The sequence below is a fragment of the Rugamonas sp. DEMB1 genome (genome assembly GCF_029834475.1).
GTDB classification, from domain to species: Bacteria; Pseudomonadota; Gammaproteobacteria; order Burkholderiales; family Burkholderiaceae_D; genus Rugamonas; species Rugamonas rubra.
The window spans coordinates 5,717,201-5,743,061 of sequence record NZ_CP122407.1 but is presented as its reverse complement, the minus strand read 5'-3'; the positions used below and the strand labels follow the sequence as shown (position 1 = coordinate 5,743,061).

Sequence of the window (25,861 nt, the reverse complement as noted above, 5' to 3'; positions counted from 1 at the left end):
GAAGGAAACCCGTTTGAGCCTTGCCCTGGAAGTCGCCGCCAACGCGGTCATGACATATCGACTCGGCCGTGCTGGTGTTCAGCATCATCGCCCGGCTGCTGCTGATGGGGCGGCGGCTGGAGAGCTGGCCGTTCTGGCTGCTGGTCAACACCATCTCGGTGCCGCCGTACTTCAACCGGGGCCTGCGCCTGACCGCCTTGCTGTACGCCGCCTACTGGCTCAACGCCGTCGTCTCCTGGTACTTCTGGCGCCGCCAGATGGCGGCCCAGGCCGTGGCAGACGCGGCCAACCCGGCGGCCAACCCGGCGGCCGAGGCGCCGCGCCAGGCCGCCGGCCTTTAGATCCAAATCGTATATACAAGGAACAAATGATTCGTTCCGACAAGCAATAGCGGCCGGTATAGTGCAATCTCCCTTGCACCACCGGCCTTTTGTTATGTTGCGTCCCACCCTGATCCTGTCCCGCCCCGACCGTCACGTCCTGTACATGCTTTGCATGGCGCAGTGCATGTGTAGCGTCGCCTAACACCTTACCCCCGTAGTCCGCGGCAGCCCGCCGCAAGCCACTGCAAACCCGCGCAATACCCGCACCGACCCACCAGGCCGGCAGGGCTGTGCACGCCCTTTTTCCACCGGAAGAGGGCGCCAAACCCACCAAGAGGAAATCATGTTCAAGCCACTCAGCATCAGTTTAGCCATCGCCGCCGCCTTCCCGCAGCTCGCCTACGCCGACGAACCGGCGCGCGTCGTCGTCACCGGCTCCAACATCCGCGTCAGCGAGAAGGAGGGCGCCAGCGCCGTCCAGGTGATCAGCGCCAAGGACATCGCCGCCACTGGCAAGTCGAGCATCGCCGACGTGCTGCGCGCCATCTCGGCCAACAGCGGCAACAGCTACAACGAGCAGTACACCGGCAGCTTCTCGGCCGGCACGGCCGGCCTGTCGCTGCGCGGCCTGGGGCAGAAGAACACGCTGATCCTGGTCAACGGCAAGCGCGTCAGCCCCTACGCCACGGCGCAGGATTTGCAGGAGGTGTTCGTCGACCTGAACAGCCTGCCGATGGAGTCGGTGCAGCGCATCGAGGTGCTGAAGGACGGCGCCTCCTCGGTCTACGGCTCGGACGCGGTGGCCGGCGTGGTCAACATCATTTTGTACAAGGAATTCAAGGGCACCGAGCTGAGCGTCAAGGGCGGCGCCTCGACCCAGGGCAGCGGCCAGACGGAGAAGAGCGCGGCCTTGCAGACCGGCTTCGGCAGCCTGGCGCAGGACGGCTACAGCGTGGTGTTTTCGGTCGACGCCCTGCAGCGCGACAAGCTGCAACAGTCGGACGTCGACTGGATGCGCGGCAGCGACTGGCACGGCAACGCCAACGGCTCGCTGGCCTGGGTGCCGACCAACTACTACGGCTCGGACGCCACCAAGTTGCTGGGCGGCCTGCAAGGTCCGCTGGAGCGGAAACCCTACGGCGACATCACCGCCGGCAAGAGCGGCGTGGTGCAGGCCTACAACCCGGCGCAGTACAAGACGCTGATTCCGGGCATCTCGCGCGTGCATTCCTCGCTGCGCGGCACGCTGCGCCTGAACCAGGACAGCGAGGCCTACGCCGACCTGCTGTACGGCCACTCGCGCGCCGACCAGACCTTCGGCGCGCCGCTGACGGTCAGCACCAGCCTGCGCGCCTGGAACAAGGCGCAGCAAAAGCTCGACACCATCAGCGTGGCGCTGCCGGTCGGCCATCCGAACAACCCCGGCGCCACGCCGCAGCCGATCAACGCCACCCTGTTCGACCTGGGCCCGCGCCTGAAGTCCGACAAGGTCGACTTCTACCGCGTGCTGACCGGCCTGAAGGGCAGCCTGGCCGGCTGGGAATACGACGCCTCGCTGGGCCGCTCGGCCAGCAAGCTGGAGGAGACGGTGCAGAACTTCGTCAACCGCTACGAGTTCGAGAAAGTGCTGGCCGACGGCAGCTACAACTTCGCCGACCAGTCCAAGAACAGCGAGGCGCTGCGCCAACGCCTGCGCCTGGCCACCCTGCGGCCGGCCGAGTCCAAGCTGACCACGCTCGACCTGAGCGCCTCGAAGGACTTGTTCGAGCTGCCGGCCGGCCCGCTCGGCTTCGCCGTCGGCAGCCAGTGGCGCCGCGAGGAGATGGACTCGGACACCTCGACGGCGGTGCTGTCGGGCACCGAGCTGCGTCCGGCGATCAACATCATCAAGGGCCGGCGCGACGTGTCGGCCGTGTTCGCCGAATTCAACGCGCCCGTGGTCAAGGGACCTCAGCGTCAACCTGGCCGGCCGCGCCGACCACTACAGCGACTTCGGCAGGGCCTTCTCGCCCAAGGCCAGCGTGCGCTACCAGGCGGCCCAGTGGCTGCTGCTGCGCGGCACCGTGTCGCGCGGCTTCCGCGCGCCGTCGCTGCCGGAGATCACCAACAGCACCTCGGTCAGCTACGGCTCGGTGATCGATCCGAAAGGACCCGATCGCGCCCAACCAGCCGCGCGGCGTGACCAACATCACCCGCGCCAACGACCAGCTGCGGCCGGAGCGTTCCAACAACCTGAACCTGGGCCTGGTGATCGCGCCGAGCAGCGACAGCAGCATCGGCCTCGACTACTACCGCATCAAGACGCGCGGCGTGATCGGCACCGACACGGCCGAGACCATCATCGCCAACGAGGCGCGCTTCCCCAACAAGATCAGCCGCGACGCCGAGGGCCGCATCAACACGCTGTACGTGCAGTACACCAACCAGGGCGACCGCGAGACCAGCGGCATCGACCTGGACCTGCGCCAGCGCTTCGACTTCAAGCGGAACGGCAAGCTGAGCTTGAACGCCCAGCTGAGCAAGGTGTTCAAGTACGCGGCCCCGCTGTCCGAGGGCGAGCCGCTGGCCAACGGCGCCGGCAACAACCACTTCGGCTCGATCCCGCAATGGCGCGGCGTCACCTCGGCCACCTGGGACATCGGCCGCTGGAGCAGCACGCTGACCTGGAACTACGTCGACGGCTACGACCAGACCACCCGTCCCGGCGAGCACGTCGCCCCGGTCGCCACCTTCGACGCCAACGTGGCGTGGCGGCTCACGCCGGCCGCCACCGTCAGCCTGATCGTGCAGAACCTGACCGACCAGCGGCCGTCGTGGGACTCGTCGACCAGCTTCTTCGACTTCACCCAGGCCGATCCGCGCGGCCGCTTCGCCTCGGTCAAGCTGAACTACAAGTTCTGATGCGCCGAGGAGTGGCGTTGTTTTACTGAGCTCGATTGAGCGCTACCCCGCAGCCCGGACGCCGGGGTCAGACCCCGCCGGGGTCTGACCCCTTTTTGCCGCCTTGCGCGGGGGCGCCTCCGGTATTCAGAAGGAAATCTGATAAATACACAAAAATTTACTGTTTGTATGATGGATCGATCTGTTCTCTAATGGTTGCATTACAAAAGGAAACCCCAGAGGAGACATGATGGACACAGGCAAGGCAATCGATATTCCGGCGTTGATCGACAAGGGCAAGACCGGCCGCTTCCAGGCCGGCGTGCTGTTGCTGTGCGGCCTGTGCGTCATCATGGACGGCTTCGACGTGCAGGCGATGGGTTATGTGGCGCCGGCCATCATCCAGGACTGGGGCGTCAGCAAGGCCAGCCTGGGGCCGGTGTTCGGCGCCGGCCTGTTCGGCATGCTGGTCGGCTCCTTGCTGTTCAGTTTGCTGGCCGACCGCATCGGCCGCCGCCCGGTGCTGATCGCCGCCACCCTGTTCTTTTCCGTCTGCATGCTGGCCACGCCGTCGGCCACCAGCCTGTTCCAACTCGAACTGATCCGCTTCATCACCGGCCTGGGCCTGGGCGCGGTGATGCCCAACGCCATGGCCCTGGCCGGCGAATACAGCCCGGCGCGCCGCCGCGTCACCCTGATGATGATGGTGTCCTGCGGCTTCACCGTCGGCGCCGTGGCCGGCGGCCTGCTGTCGGCCGCGCTGATCCCGGCCTTCGGCTGGCACTCGGTGTTCTATGTCGGCGGCGCCGTGCCGCTGGCGATCGGCCTGCTGATGCTGGTCTACCTGCCCGAGTCGCTGCAGTTCCTGGTGTTGCGCGGCAAGGTCGAGCAGGTCGGCAAATGGCTGGCGCGCATCGACCCGCAGCTGACCATCGACGCCGGCACGCGCTATGTGGTCAACGAGAAGCAGCGCGCCGGCGCCAGCGTGGCCCAGCTGTTCCGCGAGGGCCGCGCCCGCACCACCCTGCTGCTGTGGGTGGTCAACTTCATGAATTTGCTCAACCTCTACTTCCTCTCCAACTGGCTGCCCAGCATCGCCAAGGACGCCGGCCTGTCGACCCAGACGGCAGTGCTGGCCGGCACCGTGCTGCAGGTCGGCGGCACCATCGGCACCCTGACCATGGGCCAGTGGATCGACCGCGCCGGCTTCCAGCGCGTGCTGGTGCCGTCCTTCCTGGTCGCCGCCGTCGCCATCGCCTTGATCGGCCGCGCCGACGCCTCGCTGGCCCTGTTGTTCTGCGCCATCTTCGTCACCGGCTTTTGCATCGTCGGCGGCCAGCCGGCCGTCAACGCGCTCGCCGCCCAGTACTATCCGACCACGCTGCGCTCGACCGGCATCGGCTGGAGCCTGGGCGTGGGCCGCATCGGCTCGATCGTCGGCCCGGTGCTGGGCGGCCAGCTGATCGGGATGAACTGGCCCAACAGCAGCATCTTCCTGCTGGTCGCCGTGCCGGCCCTGCTGTCGGCCGGCATGCTGTGGCTGATGGCGGCGCGCGACACGCGCGGCGCCGGCCAGGCGCCGGCCGTCGTGGCCGAGTGAGCGGTGGACGCAACACTACACTAGGGGCCGACCCTGGATTTCCGAACAAACAACAAGAAACAACAAGAATCCGTCCGGCGCGCCAGCGCCGGCCGCCGCCGCCGGGGGGCTTCAGTCCTCCGGCGGTTTTTTATGTTGCTGCATCGACAGGCGGTAGGCGCTGGGGGTGACGCCGATGCGCTCGCGGAAGGCGGTGGCGAAGTTGCCGGCGTTGTTGAAGCCGATCAGCAGGGCGATGTCCTGCACGTCGATCTCGCTCTCGCGCAGCAGTTGCACGCCACGGCGGATGCGCTCCTCGCGGATGAAGGCGAACACCGTCATGCCGGTCTGCTCGCGGAACACCTGCGACAGTTTTTCGCGGTAGGTGCCGACGCTGCGGGCGATCTCGGCCAGGCTGGGCAGGGCCGCCAGGTTGTCGGTGATCAGGCGCTTGGCGGCGCGCACCAGCACCGCGTCCGGGTCGGCCGCCTGGCCGGCGGCGGCGGCGGCGGCGCCGGGCCGCTGCACCAGGTTCAGGTGGACGTGGATGCGCGCCGCCAGTTCGCCCGGCGAGAACGGCTTGGAGACGTAGTCGACGCCGCCGATCGACAGGCCCATGATGCGCTCCTCGTCGGCGTCGGCGCCGCTGAGGAAGATCACCGGGATGTCGCGCGTGGCCGGGTTGGCCTTGAGCAGGCGGCAGGCCGTGTAGCCGTCCATGTTGGGCATGCGCACGTCGAGCAGGATCAGGTCCGGCTGCTTGGCCAGCGCCAGTTGGTAACCCTGCAGGCCGTTGACGGCGGCCGAGATGCGGTAGGGGTAGTCGCTCAGCAAATCCATCAGCATGCGCTGCTCGAACGCGGAGTCGTCCACGATCAGGATATGGCGCACGGTCGATTCGTTGCTTGGAAACATGATCAATTTGCTACGTTAACTGGAAGTGTGTTGCGTATTATGCCTATCTTTTCATTTTTTTTAATAGTTTTCTCTGCATCCAAAACCGCCGTCTCGCCCAGCAAAAGCAGGCATTTTACGAATGGACAATAATGACTTTGCGAAAGCGGTGACTCTGCCGTCACCCCGCAATCTCACCCGCATCAGCACCGGAACGGAGTCCCCCATGAAACATACCGATTTTGGCCGCATGCCCTGTCCGATCGCCCGCAGCTTGGGGAAGGTCGGAGAGTGGTGGAGTATCCTGATTTTACGCGATGCCTTCTATGGCTTGTCGCGCTTCGACGAGTTCGAGAAGAGCCTGAAGATCGCGCCGAACATGCTGACGCGCCGTCTGGCCGGGCTGGTCGAGGGCGGCCTGATGGAGCGCCGCCAGTACAGCGCCCGACCGCCGCGTTACGAGTACGTGCTGACCAAGTCCGGCCGCGCCTTCAAACCGGTGCTGCTGGCCTTCATCGCCTGGGGCAACGACCATCTGGCACCGGAGGGCGCCAGCCTGCTGGTGGTCAGCCGCGAGACCGGCAAGCCGGCCGACCAGGTGTTGGTCGACGCCAACAGCGGCCTGGCCATCAACGACGAGGACTATATGTTCGCGCCGGGACCGGCCGCCTCGGAGAACATGCGTTCGCGCCTGATCGAGGTCGGCAAGCACGCTTGAGCTTGAGTTGACCCCCGCCCGCGGCGCGGGCGGGCCGGGCCGGACCTCCACCCGGGAGGCCGGCTCCAGTTGTGCATGGACGGCGCCGGCGATCCCGCCCGGCGCCGTTTTGCCGGGCGCGCCGGACGGCGCGTGGCCGAACTTCCCGTCGATCCAATAGAACGCGCCGGCCCGGCCCGGGCGCGCCGCGCCGATGCCATCGCGCGACAAATATATTTTGGCGATCCCGTCAGCATAGGGCAAAAGCCCGCGCTTACAATGGCCTGCCATGCTCGATATCCTCGCCGTCACCTTCCCCTTCTTCGCCCTCGTGCTATGCGGCTATGTGGCGGTGCGCCGTGGCATGCTGCCGCTGGTCGCCATTCCCGGCATGAACACCTTCGTGTTGTATTTCGCGCTGCCCTGCATGCTGTTCCGCTTCGGCGCGGCGACCCCGCTGGCCCAGCTGCTCGACCCCGGCCTGTTCGCCGTCTACCTGCTGTGCGCGCTGCTGATGGTCGGCCTGACCATGGCCGCCACGCTGAGCCACCGCATCGCTTGGAACGACGCCGCCTTCGGCGCCCTGGTGGCGGCCTTCCCCAACACCGGCTTCATGGGCGTGCCGTTGCTGCTGGCGCTGCTCGGGCCGCGCTCGTCGGGGCCGGTGATCCTGACCATCGCCGTCGACATGGTCGTCACCAGCTCGCTGTGCATCGCCCTGTCGCGGGTCGGCAGCGGGCGCGGCCGCGGCGCCGTGCTGGCCGCGCTGCGCGGCATGCTGGCCAACCCGATGCCCTGGTCCATCGTGCTCGGCGCGCTGGCCCCGGCGCTCGGCCTGGCCCTGCCCGGGCCGCTGCAGCGCAGCGTCGCCATGCTGGCCGACGCCGCCTCGCCGGTGGCCCTGTTCACCATCGGCGCGGTGCTGGCCCGCTCGCAGATGGCCAGCGCCGACGCCACGCCGCTGCGCGAATACGTGCCGGTGGCGTTGAAGAAGCTGGTGCTGCATCCGCTGCTGATGCTGGCGCTGGGCCACGCCGCCATCCGCCTCGGCCTGCCGCTCGAGCCCTTCGCCTTGAACACCGTGGTGCTGGTGGCCTGCCTGCCGAGCGCCAGCAACGTCGCCATGTTGTCGGAACGCTACGGCGCCGACACCGGCCGCATCGCGCGCATCATCCTGGTCTCGACGGCGATATCGTTTTTTACGTTTTCCGCCGCCGTGACGCTGCTGAAGTAAGCGCGCGGGCTTCCCGATAGGTCAATCATTGTTTCCATGTGGAATCAACATTTGTCTTTGATATCAAGCACTTGAGTCCTTCCACCGGCCGCAAAGCCGCGGCGCCAGCGGCTTGCCGGCCAAACTGTGAAATAATGCGGATGCGCGGTTAAATGCGCATGAGCAAGAAAACCGTGCCGCCGGGGCCGGAGCCGGGGCCCCGTCGCGACACAACAGCTTGAGGAATTGATTTAGTGGAAATGTTTGCGCCCGATGAAGAGTTGGCGCAGTGGAATGCGGCGCTGCCCTCGTCCGAGGGTGCTGCGCGGCTGACACTGCTGGCCCAGCTCGCCTGGCACAGCCGCCAGCGCGATCCCGCGCGGGCGCAGGGCTGGGCGGCCGAGGCGGCGCCCCTGCTGGCCGCGCTGGCCGAGGCGCAACGTTTCCCCGTGCAGGCCCGCCTCGAGCTGGTCGGCGCCGAGGCGCACTGGCTGGCCGGCGCGCTCGACGCCGCCCAGGGCCAGGCCGAGCACGCGCTGGGGCTGTTCGAGCACTGCGCCGACCCGCGCGGCCGCGCCGACGCCCACTGGCTGCTGGCCTGGATCGCCAACGACCGCGGCGACCCGGGCGGCGGCGCCGCCGCGCTGGCCAGCGCCGCCGCCGGCGCGCGCGCCGCCGGCGACCCGCTGCGCGCCGACGTGATCGACGCCGCCGCCGCCATCTTCGACGTGTTCGGCGACGTCCACAGCGCCACCGCGCGCTGGGGCCAGCGCTTCGCCGCCGAGCCGGACCCGGCGCAGCCGGTGGCGGCCGGCTGGATCAGCGACTACCACGGCACCCGCGCCTTCCAGGCCAGCGACTACGGCCGCGCCATCGGCCACCTGATGCACAGCTACGAGGCGGCCATGGGCAGCGGCCAGCGGCGCCGCGCCATCATCGTCGCCACCAACATCGGCAACGCCTTCACCAGCCTGAACGCGCACGACGCCGCGCTCGAATGGATGCAGCGCGGCCTCGACCTGGCGCGGCCCACCGGCTGGCCGCTGAGCATCGGCCTGTGCCTGATGCAGACCGCCGAAACGCTGCGCCAGCTGGGCCAGCGCGAGGCCGCCCAGGGCCTGCTGCGCGAGGCGCTGCACACGCTGGCGCCGCTGGCCGGCTCGCGCGCCTACGCCATCGCGCTCGAGTACCAGGGCGACCTGGCGCTCGACCTGGGCAACTACAACGCCGCCCTCGACAGCTTCGCCCGCCTCGGCGAGCGCGGCGACGCGCTGCGCCAGTCCGACTTCCAGAGCAGCGCGCGGCGCGGCCAGGCGCACGCCCTGTCGCAGCTGGACCGGCCGGCCGACGCGCTGGCCGTCGCCAACACCGCGCTGGCGCTGGCCTGCGAGCACGGCGACGCCTCCAACCAGATCGCCGCGCTCAGCGTGCTGGCGCGCATCCACGCGCGCCACCGGCTGGCGCCGCCGGCCGACATGGCCGCGCCCAACGCGGTGCTGCACTACCTGCAGCTGGCGCTGGCCACCGCCGCCACCATCGACGGCTACGCCGTGCCCGGCGCGCTGCTCGACGCCGCCGCGCGCGAGCACGCCGCCATCGGCGACTACGCCACCGCCTACCAGATCGCGCTGCAGGCCAGCGCGGCGCGCGACCAGACCCACAGCCAGCAGGCCACCAACCGCGCCATCGCCATGCAGGTGCAGTACCAGACCGAGCGCGCCCAGACCGAGGGCGAGCACCACCGCCAGCTGGCCGCCGCCGAGGCGCAGCGCGCCGAGGTGCTGCAGCAGACCAGCGCCACCCTGCAGCACCTGAGCGCGATCGGCCAGGAGATCACCGCCCACCTCGACGCGGCGGCGGTGTTCCGCGCCCTCGACCGCCACGTCCACGGCCTGCTCGACGCCACCCACTTCTCGATCTTCCTGCTCGAGCCGGACGGCCAGTCGCTGCGTTGCGCCTTCGGCGTCGAGGCGGGCAAGCCGCTGCCGGCCATCCGCTTCGCGCTGAGCGACCCCAAGGCCAACAGCGCGCGCTGCGTGCGCGAGCGGCGCGAGCTGCTCATCGAGCTGGCCGCCGACGGCGCCACGCCGAACCTGATCCCCGGCACGCTGCCGACCCTGACCCTGCTGTTCGCGCCGCTGCGCGTCGGCGAGCGCGTGCTCGGCGCGATGACGGTGCAGTCGCTGCACGCCAGCGCCTACGGCGACCGCGACCGGCTGATCTTCCGCACCCTGTGCGCCTACGGCGCCATCGCGCTCGACAACGCCGCCGCCTACCGCCAGGTCGAGGCCACCCTGAAGACGCTGAGCGCGACCCAGGAACAGCTGCTGGAGAAGAACCTGGAACTGGAGCGCGCCTACAAGGCGCTGGAGGAGGTCAGCCTGACCGACCAGCTGACCGGCCTGCGCAACCGCCGCTTCTTCCTGCAGCACGTCGACACCGACGTGGCGATGAGCCTGCGCCGCTACGACCAGGGCGCGCGCGCCGACGGCGCCGAACGCGAGCAGATGCTCGACAAGGACCTGGTCTTCTTCATGGTCGACCTGGACCACTTCAAGGAGGTCAACGACCGCTACGGCCACGCCGCCGGCGACTCGATCCTGGTGCAGATGCAGGAGCGCCTGCGCGAGGTGTTCCGCGAGTCCGACTACCTGATCCGCTGGGGCGGCGAGGAGTTCCTGGTGCTGGCGCGCGCCACCCACCGCGACGAGGCCAAGGTGGTGGCCGAGCGCATCCGCTGCGCCGTGGCCGACCGGCCCTTCGAGCTGGCCGACGGCGCCACCCTGGCCAAGACCTGCTCGATCGGCTTCGCCTGCTTCCCCTTCCTGCCGGCGCAGGCGCGGCTGCTGACCTGGTCGCAGGTGGTCGAGCTGGCCGACCAGGGCCTGTACATCGCCAAGCGCTCCGGCCGCAACGCCTGGGCGGCGCTGTACGCCACCGAGCTGGCGCGGCCGGACGGCCTGTTCCCGCGTCTGATGCAGCAGCTCGACCAGGCCGTCGCCGAGGGCGAGGTGCGCCTGGTGACCAACCTGACAGGCCCGCTGGCGCTGGGCGGCGAGCGCCGCCGCGTCGGCCTGTCGAGCGACCTGGAAGCGTAGGCGGCGCAACGCCGCCGCCGCGTCCGGGCGCGCGGGACTAGCGTAGTGTTGCGTTCTTGGGGCGCATTTCTATGCGTCAACAAGGACTCAACACTATACTAGGGCGCGCGCCGTTCCCAACCTCTCTGGTAAACCTTCTGCTTTTCCTTCTTTTTTCTTCTCTTTTCCTCTGCTTTGAACTCTTTTTCGCTACGCGGGTCAAAAGAGAAGAAAAGAGAAAAAAGCAGGGCAAAGCAGAGGAGAAAAGAGAATGTTTACCACAGTGTCCGTGCAGCTTCCCCACCCCGTCCTGCTCCAGCTGATCGCGCATCTGGAAAAGCATGGCGGCCCGCAGGATTTGTCCGCCGCGATGCTGGCGGCGGTTGAATTGTGGTTGTGTGAGCAGCAATGTCCGCACCCGGGCCAGCCGCCGCTGCATGGCTACCAATGGAAATCGCTGTTTCTGCCGGAGGGCACCCGACTGCGCTCGTGGAGCTATGGCGAACACAACTATGCGGAGGTGGTGGGCGACCAGATCATCCACAACGGGCGCGCCGTTTCGCCCAACCAGTTCGCCCGCTCCTTCGCCCACAGCAACCGCAATGCCTGGTCCGACCTGTCCGTGCGCCGGCCCGGTGACAAAAAATGGACCGTCGCCAGCCGCCTGCGCCGGGAGTTCGCCGCGGAGCAGAGGAGGGCGGAGTTGGCCGCCGCCCCGCTCGCTGTCGCCGCTGTCGCGCCCGCCGCCGCCCTGCCGCCAGCACCCGCCAGCGAGCCGTCCGAGTTGCCCGCGCCCCGACGAGTGGAGGCCGGGCCGGAGTGGAGTCTGCCGGAGCGGCGCAAGTATCGTTTCCGCATGGAGGATATCGCCTACTAGCCGGATACCAGCGTCCCTGAATTGACCTCCGCCATCGATCAAGACATCGTCAACCACAACACCAACCCCAAGCCATTTATCTGGACCGCCAGTGCCCGCGACATATTGCAAAAGGTCATTCGCGCCAATGCGCAACCATGCGCTAAAACAGAATTCAACACTACACTAGCGGGGCGGCGGCGCCTCCACCACCACCTCGGCCTTGAGCGAATTGGCGATGTAGCACTTGTCGTGGGCGGCGTGGTGGATCGCCGCCAGCTCCTCGGCGCCCGGCCAGGCGGTGCCGGCGAAGCTGATCTCGGGGCGCAGCGCGATGCGGGTCATGGCCATTTTTCCGTCCGCGTTCTTGCCCAGCACGCCGACGGCGCGGTCGACGTAGCTGTCGACCGTGTGGCCGCGCTGGGCGGCGATGGAGAGGAAGAACAGCATATGGCAGCTGGAGGTGGCGGCCACCAGCGCCTCCTCGGGGTCGAGGTTGGCCGCCTCCGACATCGGCGGCGGCACCGACAGCGGCGACGACGAGGCCGGCACGGTCAGACCGCCGTCGAAGCTCCAGGTGTGCGCGCGGCTATAGCGCTGATCCAGAAAAACCTGTCCGTTGCGTTGCCACTCCAACTTTGCTTCGAATTGCATGACTGCTCCTGTGATTGGTGGATCGCCGCCGCCCCAACCCCCGCAAGCCAGGGGTCTGACCCCGTACGGGGTCAGACCCCGACCGTGGCGGATCGGTGGGGGGTAGAAATAAATTATACTGGCTGTCTTTCGCGCCACGACTAGCCTGCCATGACACCTACCCGCTGCAACTGGGCCAACTCGGCCAATCCCCGCTATGTCGACTACCACGACCACGAGTGGGGCGTGCCCTGCCACGACGAGCGCAAGCTGTTCGAGATGCTCAACCTGGAGGGCGCGCAGGCCGGTCTGAGCTGGGAGACCATCCTCAACAAGCGCGACAGCTACCGCGCCGCCTTCGACGACTGGGACGCGGAAAAAATCGCCGTCTACGACGCCGACAAGGTGGCCGCGCTGCTGGCCGACGCCGGCATCGTGCGCAACCGGCTGAAGGTGGCGGCGGCCATCACCAACGCCCAGGCCTACCTGCGCCTGCGCGCGCAGGGCAGCAGCCTGGACCAGCTGCTGTGGGCCTATGTCGACGGCGCGCCCATCGTCAATCCGGGCGCCGAGCGCATCGTCACCACCGCGCTGTCCGACCGCATCTCCAAGTGACCTTGCCAAGCTGGGCTTCAAGTTCGTCGGCTCGACCATTATTTACGCCTACATGCAGGCCATCGGCATGGTCGACGACCACGCGCCCGACTGCTTCCGCCACCACTCGGCGCCACGCGCGTGAGCGGCCCGCACGTCGTCCTCGACACCGGCTTCGGCCGGGGCGAACAGTTCCTCCGCCTGTGGGCCGAGTGGCAGGCGGCGCCCGCGCGCGGCGCGCTGCACTACCTGGCCATCGCGCCGCGGCCGCCGGCCGCCGCCGACATCGCCCCGGCCCAGCTGCGCGCGCTGTGGCCGCCGCTGGTGCCCGGCCTGCACCGCATCCTGCTCGACGACGGCCGCGTCACGCTCGACCTGATGATCGGCCCGGCCGAGGCGCTGCTGCCGCAGATCGAGGCCCGCGTCGACGCCTTCCACGTGCCGGCCGTGGCGGCCGGCGCGCCGGCCATTCCCGCGCGCGCGCTGGCGCGCCTGGCGGTGCGGGGCGCCACGCTGTGGGCCGGCGCGCCGGACGAGGCGCAGGCCTGGGCCTTGCGCGCCGCCGGCTTCGCCTGCGAGGTGGTGCCGGATCCCACCGAAGGCATGGCGGCTGCCACCAGACCCGATGCCGATGCCGCGCCCGCCACCGCCGGCGCAGCGCCCGAGGCGGCGGCGCCGCCGGACCTGCGCGGCGTCTACGCCAGCCGCAAGCCGCAAGCGGCGGCGCCGGCCGCGCCCGAGCGGCGCGCCATCGTCGTCGGCGCCGGCGTGGCCGGCTCGGCCGCCTGCGAGCGCCTGTGCGCGCACGGCTGGGACGTGACGCTGATCGAGCGCCACGCCGAACCGGCGCAGGAGGCGTCCGGCAACCTGGCCGGCATCTTCATGCCGCTGCTGTCGAAGGACGACAACATCCCGACCCGCCTGAGCCGCGCCGCCTTCCTGTTCGCGCTGCGCCAGTGGGTGCGGCTGGGCGGCGTCGGCCGTGCCTTCGCCGGCGCCAGCTGCGGCGTGCTGCAACTGGCGCGCGACGCCGGCCACGCCGCCGTGCAGCGCGAGGTGGTCGAGGCCTGGAACTATCCGACCGAGTACGTGCGCTGGCTCGACGCCGCCGCCGCCTCGGCCCGCCTCGGTTCGACCACACCGCACGGCGGCTGGCTGTTCGAGCAGGGCGGCTGGGCGCGCCCGTCCTCCTTGTGCGCCGCGCTGCTGGACGCCTGCGGCGCGCGCCTGCGCCGTGTCTTCCTGGCCGAGGCGCTGGACCTGCGGCGCGTCGACGGCCGGTGGCAGGTGCGCGACGCCGCCGGCGCGCTGGTGGCCGAGGCGCCCACCGTGGTGCTGGCCACCGGCGCCGGCGCGCGCGCGCTGGCGCAGTCGGCGCCGCTGCCGCTGCAGGCGCTGCGCGGCCAGGTCACCCACCTGGCCCCCGAGCGGGTGCCGGCGCAGTCGCTGGTGGTCTGCCGCGAGGCCTACATCACGCCGCCGTTCGAGGGCGTGATCTGCGCCGGCGCCACCTACGACGACGACGCCGACCCGGCGCTGCGCGCCGCCAGCCAGCAGGAGAACATGGCGCGGCTGGCCGAGATCCTGCCCGCCGTGCGGGTGGCCGACGCGCCGCTGGCCGGCCGCGTCGGCTTCCGCTGCGCCGCGCCGGACCGCCTGCCGCTGGCCGGCGCGCTGCCCGACTACCCGTCGGCCGGCCGCCTCGAGCGCCTGCGCGACGTGCCGCGCCACCCCGGCCTGCACTGCCTGCTGGGCTACGCCTCGCGCGGCATCATCTGGGCGCCGCTGATGGCCGAGCTGCTGGTGTCGCAGCTCGAGGGGCTGCCGGCGCCGCTGGAGGCCAACCTGGCCGCCGCCCTCGACCCGGGCCGCTTCCTGCTCAAGGAGCGCCGCCGCAGCCAGTGAGGCGCGCCCGCCAGGGGGGCGTTGTTCCCGCGCCAAGCGGCGCTTGCGCCAGCGCAAAAGCGGCGCGGCGCTGTTGGCGACAGGATATAATTCGCCTCTGACTACCTTCCAAATCGCGCTAAGGGCGCTGCCGGATCGCCCGATGGAGAGCTGAACGATGGATGATCAAGCGGGTTCGCCCGAGCTGTACATGTTCCTGGCGTCGACCGTGCACGACATGAAGAACTCGATCAGCGTGCTCAGCGGCACGCTGGAAAACCTGCTGGCGGCCGCGCCGCCCGCCGCGCCGGCCGCCGCCGGCGACAACAGCGCCCCGCTCGACCCGCGCGACCCCGCCGCCGCCTACCCGCAGATGGCGCAGATGCTCTACCAGAGCAAGCGCCTGAACGACAACCTGATCCAGCTGCTGGCGCTGTACAAGGAGGTCGGCAAGCCGGCCTACCCGTTCGACGCGACGCCGCAGCAGATCGGCGAGCTGGTCGAGCAGGTCGCCTCGCAGAGCCGCATCCTGCTGCGGTCGCGCGGCATCGCCCTCGAACTCGACTTCCCCTCCGAGCTGATCTGGTGCTTCGACGAGGACCTGGTCATCGGCGTGCTGGTCCACGCCATCAACAACGCCATCCGCTACACGCGCGACCGCATCCGCCTGTCGGTCGGCGTCGACGGCGACTACCTCGAGGTGCGCGTGGCCGACAACGGCGACGGCTTCCCGCCGGCCATGCTGGAGGCCGGCGCGGCGGCCATGCAGGGCGGCGCCGGCAAGCTCAACTTCATCAACAACAGCAGCGGCCTCGGCCTGTACTTCTCCAGCGAGGTGGCGCGCATGCACAAGCACCGCCAGCGCCACGGCGGCATCGCGCTGGAGAACGGCGGCGCCCTGGGCGGCGGCTGCTTCGTGCTGCGCCTGCCTTGAACGGAGCACCTTTGATGACCGCCCACGCCCTCGATCCCGCCGCCACCGCCGTCGACGGCATCGACTGGGCCGAGAAACGCTACCTGCTGGTCGACGACTTCGTCGGCATCCGCCAACTGCTGCGCGAGTCGCTGCGCAACCTGGGCGCCAAGCACATCGACCAGGCCGCCAGCGGCGGCGAGGCCATGACCCTGCTCGGCAAGACCCGCTACGACGTCGTGCTGTGCGACTACAACCTGGGCGAGGGCAAGAACGGCCAGCAGGTGTTGGAGGAGGCGCGCATCAAGAACCTGGTGCTGCCCAGCAGCGTCTGGCTGATGGTGTCGGCCGAGAAGAGCGTCGAGTCGGTGATGGGCGCCGCCGAGCACCAGCCCGACGCCTACATCATCAAGCCGATCACCGAGGGCGTGCTGCTGACCCGGCTCAACCGGGTCTGGCACAAGAAGCAGATCTTCGCCGAGATCGACCACGCCTTCGCCGACAAGGACTACCTGCGCGCCGCCCGGCTGTGCGACGAGCAGATCGTCCACCACAAGCTGCACGAGATCGACCTGCTGCGCATGAAGGCCAACCTGCTGCTCAAGAGCGGCGAGCCGGAGCTGGCGCGCAAGGTGTTCGAGCGGGTGCTCGAGGAGCGCGAGTACAACTGGGCGCGCACCGGCCTGGGCAAGATCCGCATGAACAACGGCGAGCTGGAGGCGGCGCGCCAGATGTTCCAGGGCGTGATCGCCGAGAACCGCTTCTTCATCGACGCCTTCGACCAGCTGGCGCTGGCCTACCAGCTGATGGGCAAGACCGAGGAGTCCTGCGACGTGCTGGAGAAGGCCGCCAAGCTGTCGCCCAACTCGGTGCCGCGCCAGCGCGCGCTGGGCATCGCCGCCCTCAAGCTGGGCAACATCCCGCTGGCCGAGAAGGCCTTCCGCAAGTGCATCGAGATCGGCGAGTACTCGATCATGAAGACGGTCGACGCCTACTTCGGCCTGGCCCGCGTCTGCGGCCAGAAGAACGACAGCAAGGAGGCGGTGCGCCTGCTCAACGCGGCGGTGCGCGACTTCGCCGGCAACCAGGTCGAGCTGCGCGCCAAGATCACCGAGGGCTGGTCTACCACGAGAGCGGCGACTACCGGCGCGCCCGCAAGTCCGGCGACGAGCTCGAACTGATGCTGGCCGACGAGAAGAAGCGGCCCGACACGCCGACCTGCATGGAGATGGCCACGCTGCTGTTCGCCGTCGGCGTCAAGGAGGCGCCGGTCGAGCTGCTGTGCTACCTGACGCGCAACAACCACGACAACCTGCCCCTGCTGGAGGACGTGCAGAAGGTGTTCGACAAGGCGCGCATGGGCGAGGAGGGCGGGGAGCTGATCAAGGCGGCGCGCAAGGAGGCCGCCGACATGATGAACAAGGGCGTGCTGTTGTGGAAGACCGGCAAGCTCGACGAGGCGGTCGAGTGGATGCGCGAGGCGCGCGCGGCGCTGCCCAACAACCTGCGCATCCTGTTCAACGCGGCGCAGATCCTGATCTCGCACATGCAGCAGCGCGGCTACGACATGGCGCTGGCCGACGAGGCCATCGGCGTGCTGATGCATGTCGACGGCATCGCCCCCGGCCAGCAGCGCTTCGCCCAATTGATGGAGCAACTGGCCCTGCTGGCGCCGGCGCCGGCGCCGGCCGAGGCGGCGCCGACGGCCCCGGCGGAGGCCGCCGCGACGCCGCCAACAGCGGCCGAATGATGGTTTAGCGCAACGGAACCTTGTTTCCGCGCGCGCGAATGATTACACTGGTCTATGGCGCCGACCGGTTCGGCGTCTTGGCCAGACTACGATAAGGATAAATAAGATGCGAGATATCGCCAAAGAAGTGTACGAAAAAATGCGCGTGGGCAGCGCCGCCTGGATCCGTCCGGTGGCCGCCAAGGGCGACACCCTGCCGGACTTCCAGTCCGCGCACGACAACGCCAAACAGCTGGCCGACGAAGGCCTGATCAGCATCGTCAAGGTGCAGCGCCAGGCCGACGGCCTGATCGACGCGATCCGCATCCAACGCCTGGCCTAAGCAGGCCGGCACGGCCCCGGCCCACGCGCCGGGGATACCAGACGTTCATCCCGCAGGTGGAGTGTCCCGTTTTTTTCGCGCCGCGACAGCGCGAGGCCTCGTCACGCCCGTGCAAGGCGCCGATGGCCACAACAGTGCCAGCGGAGACGGGCCGACTGCGAGGGTCAGACCCCCGCCTTGGCCCTAGGGTCAGACCCTAGGGTCTGACCCTGAAGTCGCACCGCTGGACAATGTGGCCGCGCCCTAACTCAGGCCTTGCCGGCCGGCGCGCGCTTGGCCGGCGCCTTTTTCGCGGCCGGCTTGGCCTCGGCCTCGGCCTTGAGCGCCGGCTTGTCCGCCGCCTTGGCGCTGACCGAGGCCGACGAGCCGCTGGCCGACGAGGCCGTCGCCGCCGGCGGTTTGCCGCCGGCGGCGGCGACGAACTTGGCCGCCGTCTCGGTGGCGCGCGCCGTCGCGCCGGCCACCGCCTCCGGGCCCATCGCCGTCGACACGGCCTGCTTGAACTGGTCCTGCAGCAGGTTCCACCAGACGGCCGGGCTGCCCAGTTGCGCGGCGTCCGAGGCGTCGGCCGGCTTGGCGCCGCCCGCCGGGTTGGCGGCGGAGGCGCTGGCCGGATTCGGTGCCGGCGCGGCTGCCGGTGCCGGTGCCGGCGCGGTTGCCTTCGGCGGCGTCACGCTGGGCTGCTGGAAGAAGGCCGACATGTACGGGTTCGACTCGAACTTCGACGTGTCGGCGCCCTGGTTGACGGCGGCGGCCAGGCTGGCGCCCACCGATTTGAGCGTGGCGATGGTGTTGCGTTGCACCTCCAGCGCCTGGATGCTGCCGCGCAGCATGCTCATGTTCAGGTTCAGCCACGCCTCGACGGCCTTCAAGTCGTTGATTTTCTTGTCCAGGTCGTCGACCGACAAGGTGGGTGCGGTCAGGCCGGGAACGCTCATGCTACCCCACAGGTTCTTGACGAAATCGAGTGTGTCCGTCATGACAGCGGCGCCTGGGATGTTGGGCATTTGCGGATTGGCCATGGGTAGTCTCCTGTGAGGTGAGCAAATAGCGTAGCAGATAAACCGCCGCCACTCAAAGAAAACTCGCCCCGGGCACCGGCCAAGTCTGGTGCAACGCGACTTCATGAAATGAAGTTGGAAAAATACTTCATTTGTGACGTTTGGATAGATTGCCGCTAGAAAATACCGGCTAGCATGTGTTCGAATTAATAATTCGAAAATCAACTTTAAGTTAATTGCATCATTGTTGATAGTGGCCCGACCCCTTTCTGGCTTTCTTGCCAGGCCGCCCCGCACGACCGGTAGACCAGCAGTCCGTCTCGGCGCCACAGGCGCCGGCTTCCGGCAGCGGTAGGGAGAAACCAGTCTGACCACGACACACATTGCGCATTGGACGCGCCACGACGCGCGCCTTCGACGTCAACGACGAGCTGTGCATGGACGGCTAGCGTCTGATCCAAACCAACACCCACCCCCCGGCCTACTTCCGGGTGTGGACCAAAAGAGGCCAACTGCGTGATTACGGCGCGGCGGGCAATCCACACGCCAACGCCGCGATCAACGCTAGGGGCCGGCCGGTCATCTTGTCGTGGGCGCTCAGCCGCATCGTCGACAGCGTCGGCAAGCACATGGATTTCCAGTACGAGCAGCGCGACGTGGAGTGCCGGGCGCCAAATAATCTTTGATGCAGTGCAGGGCGCAGGATAGTTCACAGATGATATTAAGAAAGCTAGGGAAGCTAAATGAGCATGCGGACTTTTTTGGAAGTAATTCGTGGCGTTGCCACAGTCGCATTCCTGTCGATTGGGATCGGAGTTGTTCTCGGGGTGGTGATTTCCGGCCTGGTGCGCGTGCTTTTAAAAAAGGATGAGATCGATGTATTGCTATTTGTCGGATTGCCGGTTTCTATGTTCGGTTCGATATTCTATAGCTGGAAACTGTGGCCGGCTCAAGGGGCAAAAATTAATCGGGAAAGATGAATGTGGTATTGCTTGAGTTTTGTCACGAGATGGTTCCTCGGATCTATGGGAAATGACGGTGTTGGTATCTGAGAAATACGCTTGAAAAAAGTGCCGTATTTGTGTGATAAATTGTGTATTTGTAGTATGTGCGAAATGGAGGGGGAGTTGGCATATTTTCTGTCATGCTTATTGTTTTTTCTTGGCTCGATATTTATGTGCGGTCTTGCCTATTTCGGCGATGCTGTTGATTTGAACTTGCAATGGGTTCTCGCTTTCTCATTGTTCCATCTTCTTTTTTACGCTGCGTTTAATTTATTTTACGAGTGTAAAAGTAGCAGTTTTAAGTTGGTGCTAAGTAGGCGATATGTTGCAGTATTGATTGTATTGGCTATTCTCATGTTGGTATTGATTTTACTATGTATTCCTAATGCCACAAAAGATTTGTTTGGAATAACTAGCGCCGGAGACGCGGTGCATAGCAGATCTTGGTTTACGTTAAATGGCAAGTACTTTGAAGTGGTAAACGGTGGGGTTCCTTATGAAATAGAAAAGCAAGAATATGCTAGGCTGGAACTCCAGCTAGCTAGAATTTTCTCAATATTCATTGTTATATTTTCGTATATTTCAATGGGTATTTTTTCTGTGCTTAGATTTGGAAATGAATTTCATTTAGGTGGTACTTCGAAATAATTTCAATTTCGTTGTGTTGTCGCTATTTTTACTTTGATGAACCTGATTATATTTTGAAGCCCGCTGCGGAAGACATCGCTGGGCGTGTAAGGCGCGGTCATGTCCGGCCCTGGTGATGCTGGGGAAGTTTGGCCCAGCGAAAAATCAAGTAAGCTGAATCAATGGATTTCATTTTATTTTGTATTGAGTTGGGAGTGGCTTCGATGTCGATTGTAAATCTATCAAAGCTTATTTTTATGGCTTTTGTCGTTTTTATCTCCAATTGTTCGGCGGCAGAAAATTATAATGTGAGCGTCTACTCTAATATGAGGCATAATTCTGTCGAAGGTGAGTTTTTTGGACTTGAGATATGCCTATTCCGATCGCCAGAAGGATTGCAAGCAGCCTGGCGACTCGGGAATGGACGGATGGAGCGCACTCTGTTGTTGGATGTAACGGAACTCGATGACAGACGATTTGTCGACGTGCCGAACGTAATTGATGGTGCTGGCAGGTGGAGACTTGTTATCAGTGAGAGAAATATTGTCGCCATGGGGCCAAAGCGGCAAAAATTTAAACTGAATAGAGTTGAATTGTTGCCGAGTAAATAGGGCGCCAAGGCGTGGCAACGTGAATGTAGTCTGGCGGCATGGGAATGGTGCCTGGTGTCGTCAAAGCGACGGTGTTGAGCGACATCAAATGGTTTTAATATATGCTATGGGAAAACCACAAAGAATTCAGGATTCCAAATGAAGATTTTATGCGATTGTTTAAAATTAGTTATGTCAACTGCATTTATGCTGATCGCTTTGGAAATGTATGATAGATTTACTTGTTATATTGGACGTTGTCAAATTGATGATGCTGCAGAACGAGCTTCTGCAATATTTTGGAATCCAATTGCAGTAACTTATGTAGGCATATTTTGGGCGTTGTTGCATAAATCGAGTCTGACAGGGACTTTCCCCTTTCCCCATGAATTTACCCGATACGGACGGACTGAGGGCGTGCCAGCGCGACCATGCGATTGAGCACGCCCGCGCGGATGGCCACCTCGGTGGCCTGGGCGCCAATCGTGCGCGCCGCCAAGCTTCTGCCGGTGAGCACCTTCAAGCGGTACATCAACGTCTCGGCGAGCGAGCGCCGGTGGTAGCCGCTCGATCTCTTCCACTCCCGTCGGCTGCTGCGGCCGATGATGTCGAGCGCGTCGTTGCGCCAAGCCGCGCCCGGGATTCGTTGCGGCCAGGGCGCCGCGCCGTCGCGCGGCGGGATCGACGGCGTGGCCTCGCGCGCGGCGATCACCGCGTGGCATTGCCGGGTGTCGTAGGCGCCGTCGCCGCCGACGACCCCGATCGGCGTGCCGGCCGGGATCTGGTCGAGCAACTCGGGCAGCACCTCGCCATCGCCGACATCCTGGTGCGTCATCAGCACCGCGCAAATCTGGCCGGTGTTCGCGTCCATCGCCAGATGCACCTTGCGCCAGGTTCGTGCGTTTGGAATAGCCGTGCTTGCGCACCTTCCATTCGCCCTCGCCAAACACCTTCAGGCCGGTGCTGTCGACCACCAGATGCAGCGGCTCGCCGCTGCGCAAGGCCGGCAGCACAACGTCGAGCTCCCGGGCGCGGCGACATAACGTCGTGTAGTTGGGCACCGGCAGATCGCCGAAGGCGAGCTTGTTCATGCTCCCCGCGAAACCCTGCAACGCGCGCAGCGGAAGGCGAAACACCTGTTTGAGTCCAAGCAGCATCTGGACGACCGCGTCGGCGTAAAGGCGTGGCCGGCCGCGCTTGGCGGCGCCGGCTTCGGCATTCCGTTGCCACAACTCCGGCTCCATCCAGATCGTCACGTCGCCTCGCGCGATCAGCCCGGCGTTGTAGGCGGGCCAGTTCTTGACGCGGTACTGGCCCTTGGGTTCTTGCCGCTGTTGTTCGTCCTTGCGCATCGGTTCAGGCAAAAGACCAGAATCTACGCAAGTTCGTCGAAAGTTAACAGCCCTGCGGCACCGGTTGTTGCGCGTAAACGTCAGCCCTCGCCACGGCTGGATTTATGCAACAACGCCCATATTTTGGCTACTGATTTTTCCAGTCTCAAGAAAATTGACTAAGTTGGTTGGGCATCTTGCTGCATTTATAATTGTTATTTTTTTCGCGTCATCAATTATTGCTATTGCTATGGCTCAGGATGATGTCAAATCATTTTTCTGGATATTTTTTGGAGTGTTTTTGCCGTGGATTATTGCGTTCAGTATTTTTAATATAGGCTATGGAAAAATTTCTAACAATGTGGCGAGAGTTTCTGAGTAAATTTTCGCTGAAAATATTCGTGCCCGGCGAGGTTTTCTTGCCGCTTTGGTGCTCGTTCTCGTTGCCCTTTACTATTGCAACGCGTTCATCATCGCTATGCGATCAGATAACGTGCAGGCGAGTGCCCGCACCCGCTAGTTGGTCGCGTCGAACCGTGCTGGCGACCAGAGCCGGCCGCCGATGAATCTCGCCGCCGCCCTGGCCGGCGCCGCGCTGTGTCGGCTGGTGGCGCTGGAGATTCCAGCAGGGGCGAAGGACGCGGCGCAGGCGCAGGCGGTCGCCTCGGCCAGCCTGCAGCACGAGTTCGGCCTGGCGTCGGCGGAATGGCTTTGCACCCTGGAGCGGGCGCCCGCCGGGGAAAAGTCCGCCGTCTGCGCGATACGGCGCGATCTGCTTGACCGCCTGCGTCTGGGGCGGCGGCATGGCGGTGCAGTGGTATGGCCTGTTGCAGGAGTCCGAGCGCCAACAGCTGCGGCTGGCCGGTCTGCAGCGCGAGCTGAAGCAGCAACAGCGCGAGGCCAAGCTGCGCAGCGAGTTGACGCCGGCCATGGCGGCCCGGCTGAAGGAGCAGGCGCGGATTCTGGCGGCCTTGCGCTATCCGTGGAATCGGGTGTTGTCGACGCTGGAGCAGGCCTACGGCAACGGTGTCGCGGTCCTTTCTTTTTCCCACGAACAGGCGGCCGGACACACGCAATTGCAACTTGAGGCGATCGACGTGGCGGCGTTGACCCGCTTTGTCGACAGTCTGAACGAGGGTGTCGAGCAGGACGAGCGGTGGCATGTTGCCGGATACCAAGTCCAGCGGCAGGCCAACCCCGTTATCGTTAGGGCAACTGTGTTGAGCAAATAGGGGAAGGCACTATGTTGTCGGTCGTGTATGTCCTTGGCGGCGTTGCCGTACTCGCTCTATTGGTCTATTCCGGCCTATTATTTCTGAGGTTTAAGAAATACTGCCTGCTGGTGGCGACCATGCAGGGGAGGCTAGATGAGTTTTATGACATTCGTGGGGGTGAGGGGGGCTTGAATAGATTTGAGTCGGAGATTTTTTACTCTCTGATGAGCAATAAGGTCCAGGTATCCTGCAACCAGGAGTTGACCATTTTCGGGAGAAATCTGCGCCGACAGTTCATTTTCTCGTATGTTTTGGCCGCTGCGGGCATCCTGCTCATTCCAATGATTGCCTATCTTTGAGGCGACCATGCCAGCTGTCTGTTGCCCGGCAACGCGCGGCCGGGCCGGTCGTCTTCACACTCGCTTCAGTCGGATACCTTACACTAGCGGCATGACGCTCGCCTCCCTCCTTTTCCAACGCCGCCGGCTGCTTGTTTTGTGTGCAGCCACGGCCGGCCTGCACTATTTGGCCATCGATTGGGTGGGCGGCCGCCTCGGCCCGCCGGACAGCCGGCGGCCGGCGGCGATGGCGCCGGTGACGGCGCAGCTGCGCCTGGCCCTGCCGCAACGCGCGCCGTCGGCGCCGCTGCCCGAGGTGGCGCCGCTGGCGCCGGGCGCCGTCAAGCGGGCGCGCAAGGCCGCGCCCAAGCCGGCCGCCGCCGCGCCCGAGCCCGCCACGGCCGAGGCCGCGCAGCCGACGCAGACGCAGACGGTGCAGGGCGCCGACGTCGAAGCGGCCGCCACCAGCGCCACTAGCGCCGATGCCGCCGACAACGCCGAAAACGCCGCCACCCCGGCGCCGGCCACGGCCGCCGCGCCCGCCGCCCAGCCGCAGGCCGGCGCCGCCCCGGCGCAATCCCCTGTACCATCCGCCCCGGAGGCCGCCGACATGGCCGACAAACGTGTTGCCCTGCCCGAGGCGGCGCCGCCCGGCATGCGCCGCTACAAGGTCAACCTGCCGCCGTCGGCCGATTTCGAGCTCGACGTCAAGCGGGTCGACGCCAACGGCACCACCTGGAGCGGCGTGGCCGTCATGGCCTGGCACAGCGACGGCAGCCGCTACAAGCTCAACGTGGAGGCCGGCCTGAGCATGCTGGTCACCCGCATCAACCTGCTGGTGCTGAGCAGCGAGGGCATGATCGACGACTACGGCATCGCCCCCGTCACGGCCACCGAGAAGGTGCGCGGCCGTTCGCAAACGGCGACCCACTTCAACCGCGACGAGGGCCGCATCACCTTCTCGGCGTCCGAGCGCAGCTACCCGCTGCTGGTCGGCACGCAGGACAAGGCGACGGTGCCGTTCCAGCTGGGCGGCATCGGCCGCGCCGACCACAAGCAGTTCGGCGGCGACATCGACCTGCAGGTCGGCGAGGACAAGGATGCCAACATCTTCCGCTTCCAGCTGGTCGGCGAGGAGGAGCTGGAGACGCGCATGGGCAAGCTGAGCACCTGGCACCTGACGCGGCCGCCCCGGCCCGGCACCTACTCCTCGCGCATCGACATCTGGCTGGCGCCGGGACTGAGCTGGTATCCGGTACAGATCCGCAACACCGAAGCGAGCGGCGCGCTGACCACGCAGACCGTCTCAAAAATCACTGTCATCGAATCTGGACATTAAACCTATGCGCACCACAGCACTCCCACACCGCCTGGCCGCCGCCGCGCTGCTCCTGGCCGCCCTGGCGCCGGCCTTGGCCGCCGCCGCCCCGGCCGCCGCCCCGGCCGCCGCCCCGGCCGCCGCCGACGTGCACCCGGTGCACAAGCGCGCCTTCAACCTGCCGCCCTCGGTCGACCTGAACTACACCATCCGCGCCCGCCAGCACGGCCTGACCATCAACGGCGACGCCCAAGTGCGCTGGCAGGCCGGCGAGGGCAGGTACAGTATCGCCACCGAAAGCCGCGCCGCGCTGTTCGGCAAGATCCTGGAGAACCGCAGCGAGGGCGCCGTCGACGACTACGGCATCGCCCCGGCCACCTTCTACGAGAAGCGCTTCCGCAAGGACGGCAACACCACCAGCTTCAAGCGCGACACCAAGACCATCAGCTTCAGCGAGGGCGACGAGACCTACCCGCTCAAGGGCGGCGAGCAGGACCGCACCAGCGCGCCGTGGCAGCTGCTGGCCATCGCCCGCGCCGCGCCGGACAAGTTCAAGCCCGGCAGCGAGTGGTCGTTCTTCGTCGCCGGCCGGCGCGACGCCGAGGCCTGGACCTTCAAGGTGCTCAAGAACGAGAGCGTGCAGACCGGCCAGGGCGAGGTCAACGCCGTCCACCTGGTCAAGGCGCCGCCGCCGGACGCCCAGGGCCAGCAGGTCGACCTGTGGCTGGCGCCGTCGCTCGACTGGCTGCCGGTGCGCATCCGCTTCAACGACGCCGACGGCGACTACGTCGACCAGGTGCTCGACAAGCTGAGCAAAAAATAG

25 protein-coding genes and 4 pseudogenes are annotated in these 25,861 nt (G+C 66.2%); 24 read left to right on the top strand and 5 right to left on the bottom strand.

The window, feature by feature from the left end; translation table 11 throughout:
* The first annotated feature begins 68 nt into the window (after positions 1-68).
* The 5 genes and pseudogenes from QC826_RS26445 (at position 69) to QC826_RS26425 (ending at position 4,803) form a co-directional block, all read left to right on the top strand.
* On the top strand, positions 69-341 hold the full coding sequence (locus QC826_RS26445) for a nicotinamide mononucleotide transporter (RefSeq protein ID WP_313872813.1): 273 nt from the start codon (positions 69-71) through the stop codon (positions 339-341).
* Positions 342-666: 325 nt separating this feature from the next.
* Positions 667-1,074, top strand: a pseudogene (locus tag QC826_RS26440) (TonB-dependent receptor plug domain-containing protein); the annotation flags it as partial.
* A 1,210-nt stretch (positions 1,075-2,284) separates the two neighbouring features.
* Positions 2,285-2,389: pseudogene (locus QC826_RS26435) on the top strand (hypothetical protein); the annotation flags it as partial.
* 112 nt (positions 2,390-2,501) lie between these two features.
* Complete coding sequence (locus QC826_RS26430) at positions 2,502-3,224, top strand: TonB-dependent receptor domain-containing protein (protein WP_279763135.1); 723 nt, start codon at positions 2,502-2,504, stop codon at positions 3,222-3,224.
* A gap of 226 nt (positions 3,225-3,450) precedes the next feature.
* The gene (locus QC826_RS26425) at positions 3,451-4,803 is read left to right on the top strand and encodes an MFS transporter (protein WP_279763134.1); all 1,353 of its coding nucleotides are present in this window, start codon (positions 3,451-3,453) and stop codon (positions 4,801-4,803) included.
* A gap of 111 nt (positions 4,804-4,914) precedes the next feature.
* Here the strand turns inward: QC826_RS26425 and QC826_RS26420 are convergent, their stop codons facing one another.
* On the bottom strand, positions 4,915-5,697 hold the full coding sequence (locus tag QC826_RS26420; protein WP_279763133.1) for a response regulator: 783 nt from the start codon (positions 5,695-5,697) through the stop codon (positions 4,915-4,917).
* Between the two features lie 205 nt (positions 5,698-5,902).
* Here QC826_RS26420 and QC826_RS26415 point away from each other — a divergent pair, with 205 nt between their 5' ends.
* The 4 genes from QC826_RS26415 to QC826_RS26400 all read left to right on the top strand — a co-directional run bounded on the left by QC826_RS26415 (position 5,903) and on the right by QC826_RS26400 (position 11,540).
* A complete protein-coding gene (locus QC826_RS26415) occupies positions 5,903-6,394 on the top strand; it encodes a winged helix-turn-helix transcriptional regulator (protein WP_093389993.1) in 492 nt (163 codons plus the stop codon).
* A gap of 268 nt (positions 6,395-6,662) precedes the next feature.
* On the top strand, positions 6,663-7,607 hold the full coding sequence (locus QC826_RS26410) for an AEC family transporter (RefSeq protein WP_279763132.1): 945 nt from the start codon (positions 6,663-6,665) through the stop codon (positions 7,605-7,607).
* Between the two features lie 239 nt (positions 7,608-7,846).
* A complete protein-coding gene (locus QC826_RS26405) occupies positions 7,847-10,684 on the top strand; it encodes a diguanylate cyclase (protein ID WP_279763131.1) in 2,838 nt (945 codons plus the stop codon).
* 250 nt (positions 10,685-10,934) lie between these two features.
* Positions 10,935-11,540, top strand: a complete 606-nt coding sequence (locus QC826_RS26400) for a hypothetical protein (protein WP_279763130.1) — start codon at positions 10,935-10,937, stop codon at positions 11,538-11,540.
* A 165-nt stretch (positions 11,541-11,705) separates the two neighbouring features.
* On the opposite strand, the gene QC826_RS26390 is transcribed toward QC826_RS26400, so the two are convergent.
* Entirely contained in the window at positions 11,706-12,173 is a 468-nt protein-coding gene (locus tag QC826_RS26390) for an OsmC family protein (RefSeq protein WP_279763129.1), read from the bottom strand.
* A gap of 150 nt (positions 12,174-12,323) precedes the next feature.
* On the opposite strand from QC826_RS26390, the pseudogene QC826_RS26385 reads away from it, so the two are divergent.
* The 6 genes and pseudogenes from QC826_RS26385 to QC826_RS26365 all read left to right on the top strand — a co-directional run bounded on the left by QC826_RS26385 (position 12,324) and on the right by QC826_RS26365 (position 17,615).
* A pseudogene (locus QC826_RS26385) lies at positions 12,324-12,891 on the top strand (DNA-3-methyladenine glycosylase I).
* Positions 12,888-14,651 (top strand): FAD-dependent 5-carboxymethylaminomethyl-2-thiouridine(34) oxidoreductase MnmC, encoded by a 1,764-nt coding sequence (gene mnmC, locus QC826_RS26380; RefSeq protein ID WP_279763127.1) that lies wholly within the window; start codon positions 12,888-12,890, stop codon positions 14,649-14,651. Before QC826_RS26385 ends, mnmC begins: the two are co-directional and overlap by 4 nt.
* 157 nt (positions 14,652-14,808) lie before the next feature.
* The gene (locus QC826_RS26375; RefSeq protein WP_093389986.1) at positions 14,809-15,564 is read left to right on the top strand and encodes a sensor histidine kinase; all 756 of its coding nucleotides are present in this window, start codon (positions 14,809-14,811) and stop codon (positions 15,562-15,564) included.
* Between the two features lie 14 nt (positions 15,565-15,578).
* Positions 15,579-16,724 (top strand): response regulator, encoded by a 1,146-nt coding sequence (locus QC826_RS26370; RefSeq protein WP_313872812.1) that lies wholly within the window; start codon positions 15,579-15,581, stop codon positions 16,722-16,724.
* A complete protein-coding gene (locus tag QC826_RS31400; RefSeq protein WP_313872811.1) occupies positions 16,724-17,293 on the top strand; it encodes a hypothetical protein in 570 nt (189 codons plus the stop codon). The genes QC826_RS26370 and QC826_RS31400 overlap by 1 nt, the downstream gene beginning before the upstream one ends.
* 106 nt (positions 17,294-17,399) lie before the next feature.
* Entirely contained in the window at positions 17,400-17,615 is a 216-nt protein-coding gene (locus tag QC826_RS26365) for a hypothetical protein (RefSeq protein WP_093389984.1), read from the top strand.
* A 248-nt stretch (positions 17,616-17,863) separates the two neighbouring features.
* On the opposite strand, the gene QC826_RS26360 is transcribed toward QC826_RS26365, so the two are convergent.
* Positions 17,864-18,595, bottom strand: a complete 732-nt coding sequence (locus QC826_RS26360; protein ID WP_279763126.1) for a PhaM family polyhydroxyalkanoate granule multifunctional regulatory protein — start codon at positions 18,593-18,595, stop codon at positions 17,864-17,866.
* A 512-nt stretch (positions 18,596-19,107) separates the two neighbouring features.
* Here QC826_RS26360 and QC826_RS26355 point away from each other — a divergent pair.
* From QC826_RS26355 to QC826_RS26340, 4 genes are all read left to right on the top strand, one after another.
* Positions 19,108-19,302, top strand: a complete 195-nt coding sequence (locus tag QC826_RS26355) for a hypothetical protein (RefSeq protein WP_279763125.1) — start codon at positions 19,108-19,110, stop codon at positions 19,300-19,302.
* Positions 19,303-19,359: 57 nt separating this feature from the next.
* Positions 19,360-19,596: a hypothetical protein gene (locus tag QC826_RS26350; RefSeq protein WP_279763124.1), complete on the top strand. Its 237-nt coding sequence runs from the start codon at positions 19,360-19,362 to the stop codon at positions 19,594-19,596.
* 147 nt (positions 19,597-19,743) lie between these two features.
* Complete coding sequence (locus tag QC826_RS26345; RefSeq protein WP_279763123.1) at positions 19,744-20,268, top strand: hypothetical protein; 525 nt, start codon at positions 19,744-19,746, stop codon at positions 20,266-20,268.
* Positions 20,269-20,429: 161 nt separating this feature from the next.
* Positions 20,430-20,858: a hypothetical protein gene (locus QC826_RS26340; RefSeq protein WP_279763122.1), complete on the top strand. Its 429-nt coding sequence runs from the start codon at positions 20,430-20,432 to the stop codon at positions 20,856-20,858.
* Positions 20,859-21,228: 370 nt separating this feature from the next.
* Here QC826_RS26340 and QC826_RS26335 read toward each other — a convergent pair.
* Positions 21,229-22,189 (bottom strand): annotated as a pseudogene (locus QC826_RS26335) (IS5 family transposase).
* Here QC826_RS26335 and QC826_RS26330 point away from each other — a divergent pair.
* Positions 22,182-22,550 (top strand): hypothetical protein, encoded by a 369-nt coding sequence (locus QC826_RS26330; RefSeq protein ID WP_279763121.1) that lies wholly within the window; start codon positions 22,182-22,184, stop codon positions 22,548-22,550. The pseudogene QC826_RS26335 and the gene QC826_RS26330 overlap by 8 nt on opposite strands.
* Positions 22,551-22,684: 134 nt before the next feature.
* On the opposite strand, the gene QC826_RS26325 is transcribed toward QC826_RS26330, so the two are convergent.
* Positions 22,685-22,885 carry a hypothetical protein gene (locus QC826_RS26325; protein ID WP_279763120.1) on the bottom strand — a complete coding sequence of 67 codons (201 nt, stop codon included), beginning with the start codon at positions 22,883-22,885 and terminating at the stop codon, positions 22,685-22,687.
* A 59-nt stretch (positions 22,886-22,944) separates the two neighbouring features.
* Here QC826_RS26325 and QC826_RS26320 point away from each other — a divergent pair, with 59 nt between their 5' ends.
* From QC826_RS26320 to QC826_RS26305, 4 genes are all read left to right on the top strand, one after another.
* Positions 22,945-23,400 (top strand): hypothetical protein, encoded by a 456-nt coding sequence (locus QC826_RS26320; RefSeq protein WP_279763119.1) that lies wholly within the window; start codon positions 22,945-22,947, stop codon positions 23,398-23,400.
* Between the two features lie 11 nt (positions 23,401-23,411).
* On the top strand, positions 23,412-23,741 hold the full coding sequence (locus QC826_RS26315) for a hypothetical protein (protein WP_279763118.1): 330 nt from the start codon (positions 23,412-23,414) through the stop codon (positions 23,739-23,741).
* 166 nt (positions 23,742-23,907) lie between these two features.
* The gene (locus tag QC826_RS26310; protein WP_279763117.1) at positions 23,908-25,059 is read left to right on the top strand and encodes a DUF3108 domain-containing protein; all 1,152 of its coding nucleotides are present in this window, start codon (positions 23,908-23,910) and stop codon (positions 25,057-25,059) included.
* A 4-nt stretch (positions 25,060-25,063) separates the two neighbouring features.
* Entirely contained in the window at positions 25,064-25,861 is a 798-nt protein-coding gene (locus tag QC826_RS26305) for a DUF3108 domain-containing protein (RefSeq protein ID WP_279763116.1), read from the top strand.

Excerpts from the sequence above, each read along its gene's own strand:
- QC826_RS26340 (WP_279763122.1), top strand. The coding sequence starts at position 20,430 with ATGGATTTCATTTTATTTTGTATTGAGTTGGGAGTGGCTTCGATGTCG.
- QC826_RS26415 (WP_093389993.1), top strand. The coding sequence starts at position 5,903 with ATGAAACATACCGATTTTGGCCGCATGCCCTGTCCGATCGCCCGCAGC.
- QC826_RS26360 (WP_279763126.1), bottom strand. The coding sequence starts at position 18,595 with ATGACGGACACACTCGATTTCGTCAAGAACCTGTGGGGTAGCATGAGC.
- QC826_RS26405 (WP_279763131.1), top strand. The coding sequence starts at position 7,847 with ATGTTTGCGCCCGATGAAGAGTTGGCGCAGTGGAATGCGGCGCTGCCC.
- QC826_RS26305 (WP_279763116.1), top strand. The coding sequence starts at position 25,064 with ATGCGCACCACAGCACTCCCACACCGCCTGGCCGCCGCCGCGCTGCTC.
- QC826_RS26410 (WP_279763132.1), top strand. The coding sequence starts at position 6,663 with ATGCTCGATATCCTCGCCGTCACCTTCCCCTTCTTCGCCCTCGTGCTA.
- QC826_RS26375 (WP_093389986.1), top strand. The coding sequence starts at position 14,809 with ATGGATGATCAAGCGGGTTCGCCCGAGCTGTACATGTTCCTGGCGTCG.
- QC826_RS31400 (WP_313872811.1), top strand. The coding sequence starts at position 16,724 with ATGCTGGCCGACGAGAAGAAGCGGCCCGACACGCCGACCTGCATGGAG.
- QC826_RS26315 (WP_279763118.1), top strand. The coding sequence starts at position 23,412 with ATGTTGTCGGTCGTGTATGTCCTTGGCGGCGTTGCCGTACTCGCTCTA.
- QC826_RS26370 (WP_313872812.1), top strand. The coding sequence starts at position 15,579 with ATGACCGCCCACGCCCTCGATCCCGCCGCCACCGCCGTCGACGGCATC.
- QC826_RS26420 (WP_279763133.1), bottom strand. The coding sequence starts at position 5,697 with ATGTTTCCAAGCAACGAATCGACCGTGCGCCATATCCTGATCGTGGAC.
- QC826_RS26400 (WP_279763130.1), top strand. The coding sequence starts at position 10,935 with ATGTTTACCACAGTGTCCGTGCAGCTTCCCCACCCCGTCCTGCTCCAG.
- QC826_RS26390 (WP_279763129.1), bottom strand. The coding sequence starts at position 12,173 with ATGCAATTCGAAGCAAAGTTGGAGTGGCAACGCAACGGACAGGTTTTT.
- QC826_RS26425 (WP_279763134.1), top strand. The coding sequence starts at position 3,451 with ATGATGGACACAGGCAAGGCAATCGATATTCCGGCGTTGATCGACAAG.
- QC826_RS26365 (WP_093389984.1), top strand. The coding sequence starts at position 17,400 with ATGCGAGATATCGCCAAAGAAGTGTACGAAAAAATGCGCGTGGGCAGC.
- QC826_RS26350 (WP_279763124.1), top strand. The coding sequence starts at position 19,360 with ATGAGCATGCGGACTTTTTTGGAAGTAATTCGTGGCGTTGCCACAGTC.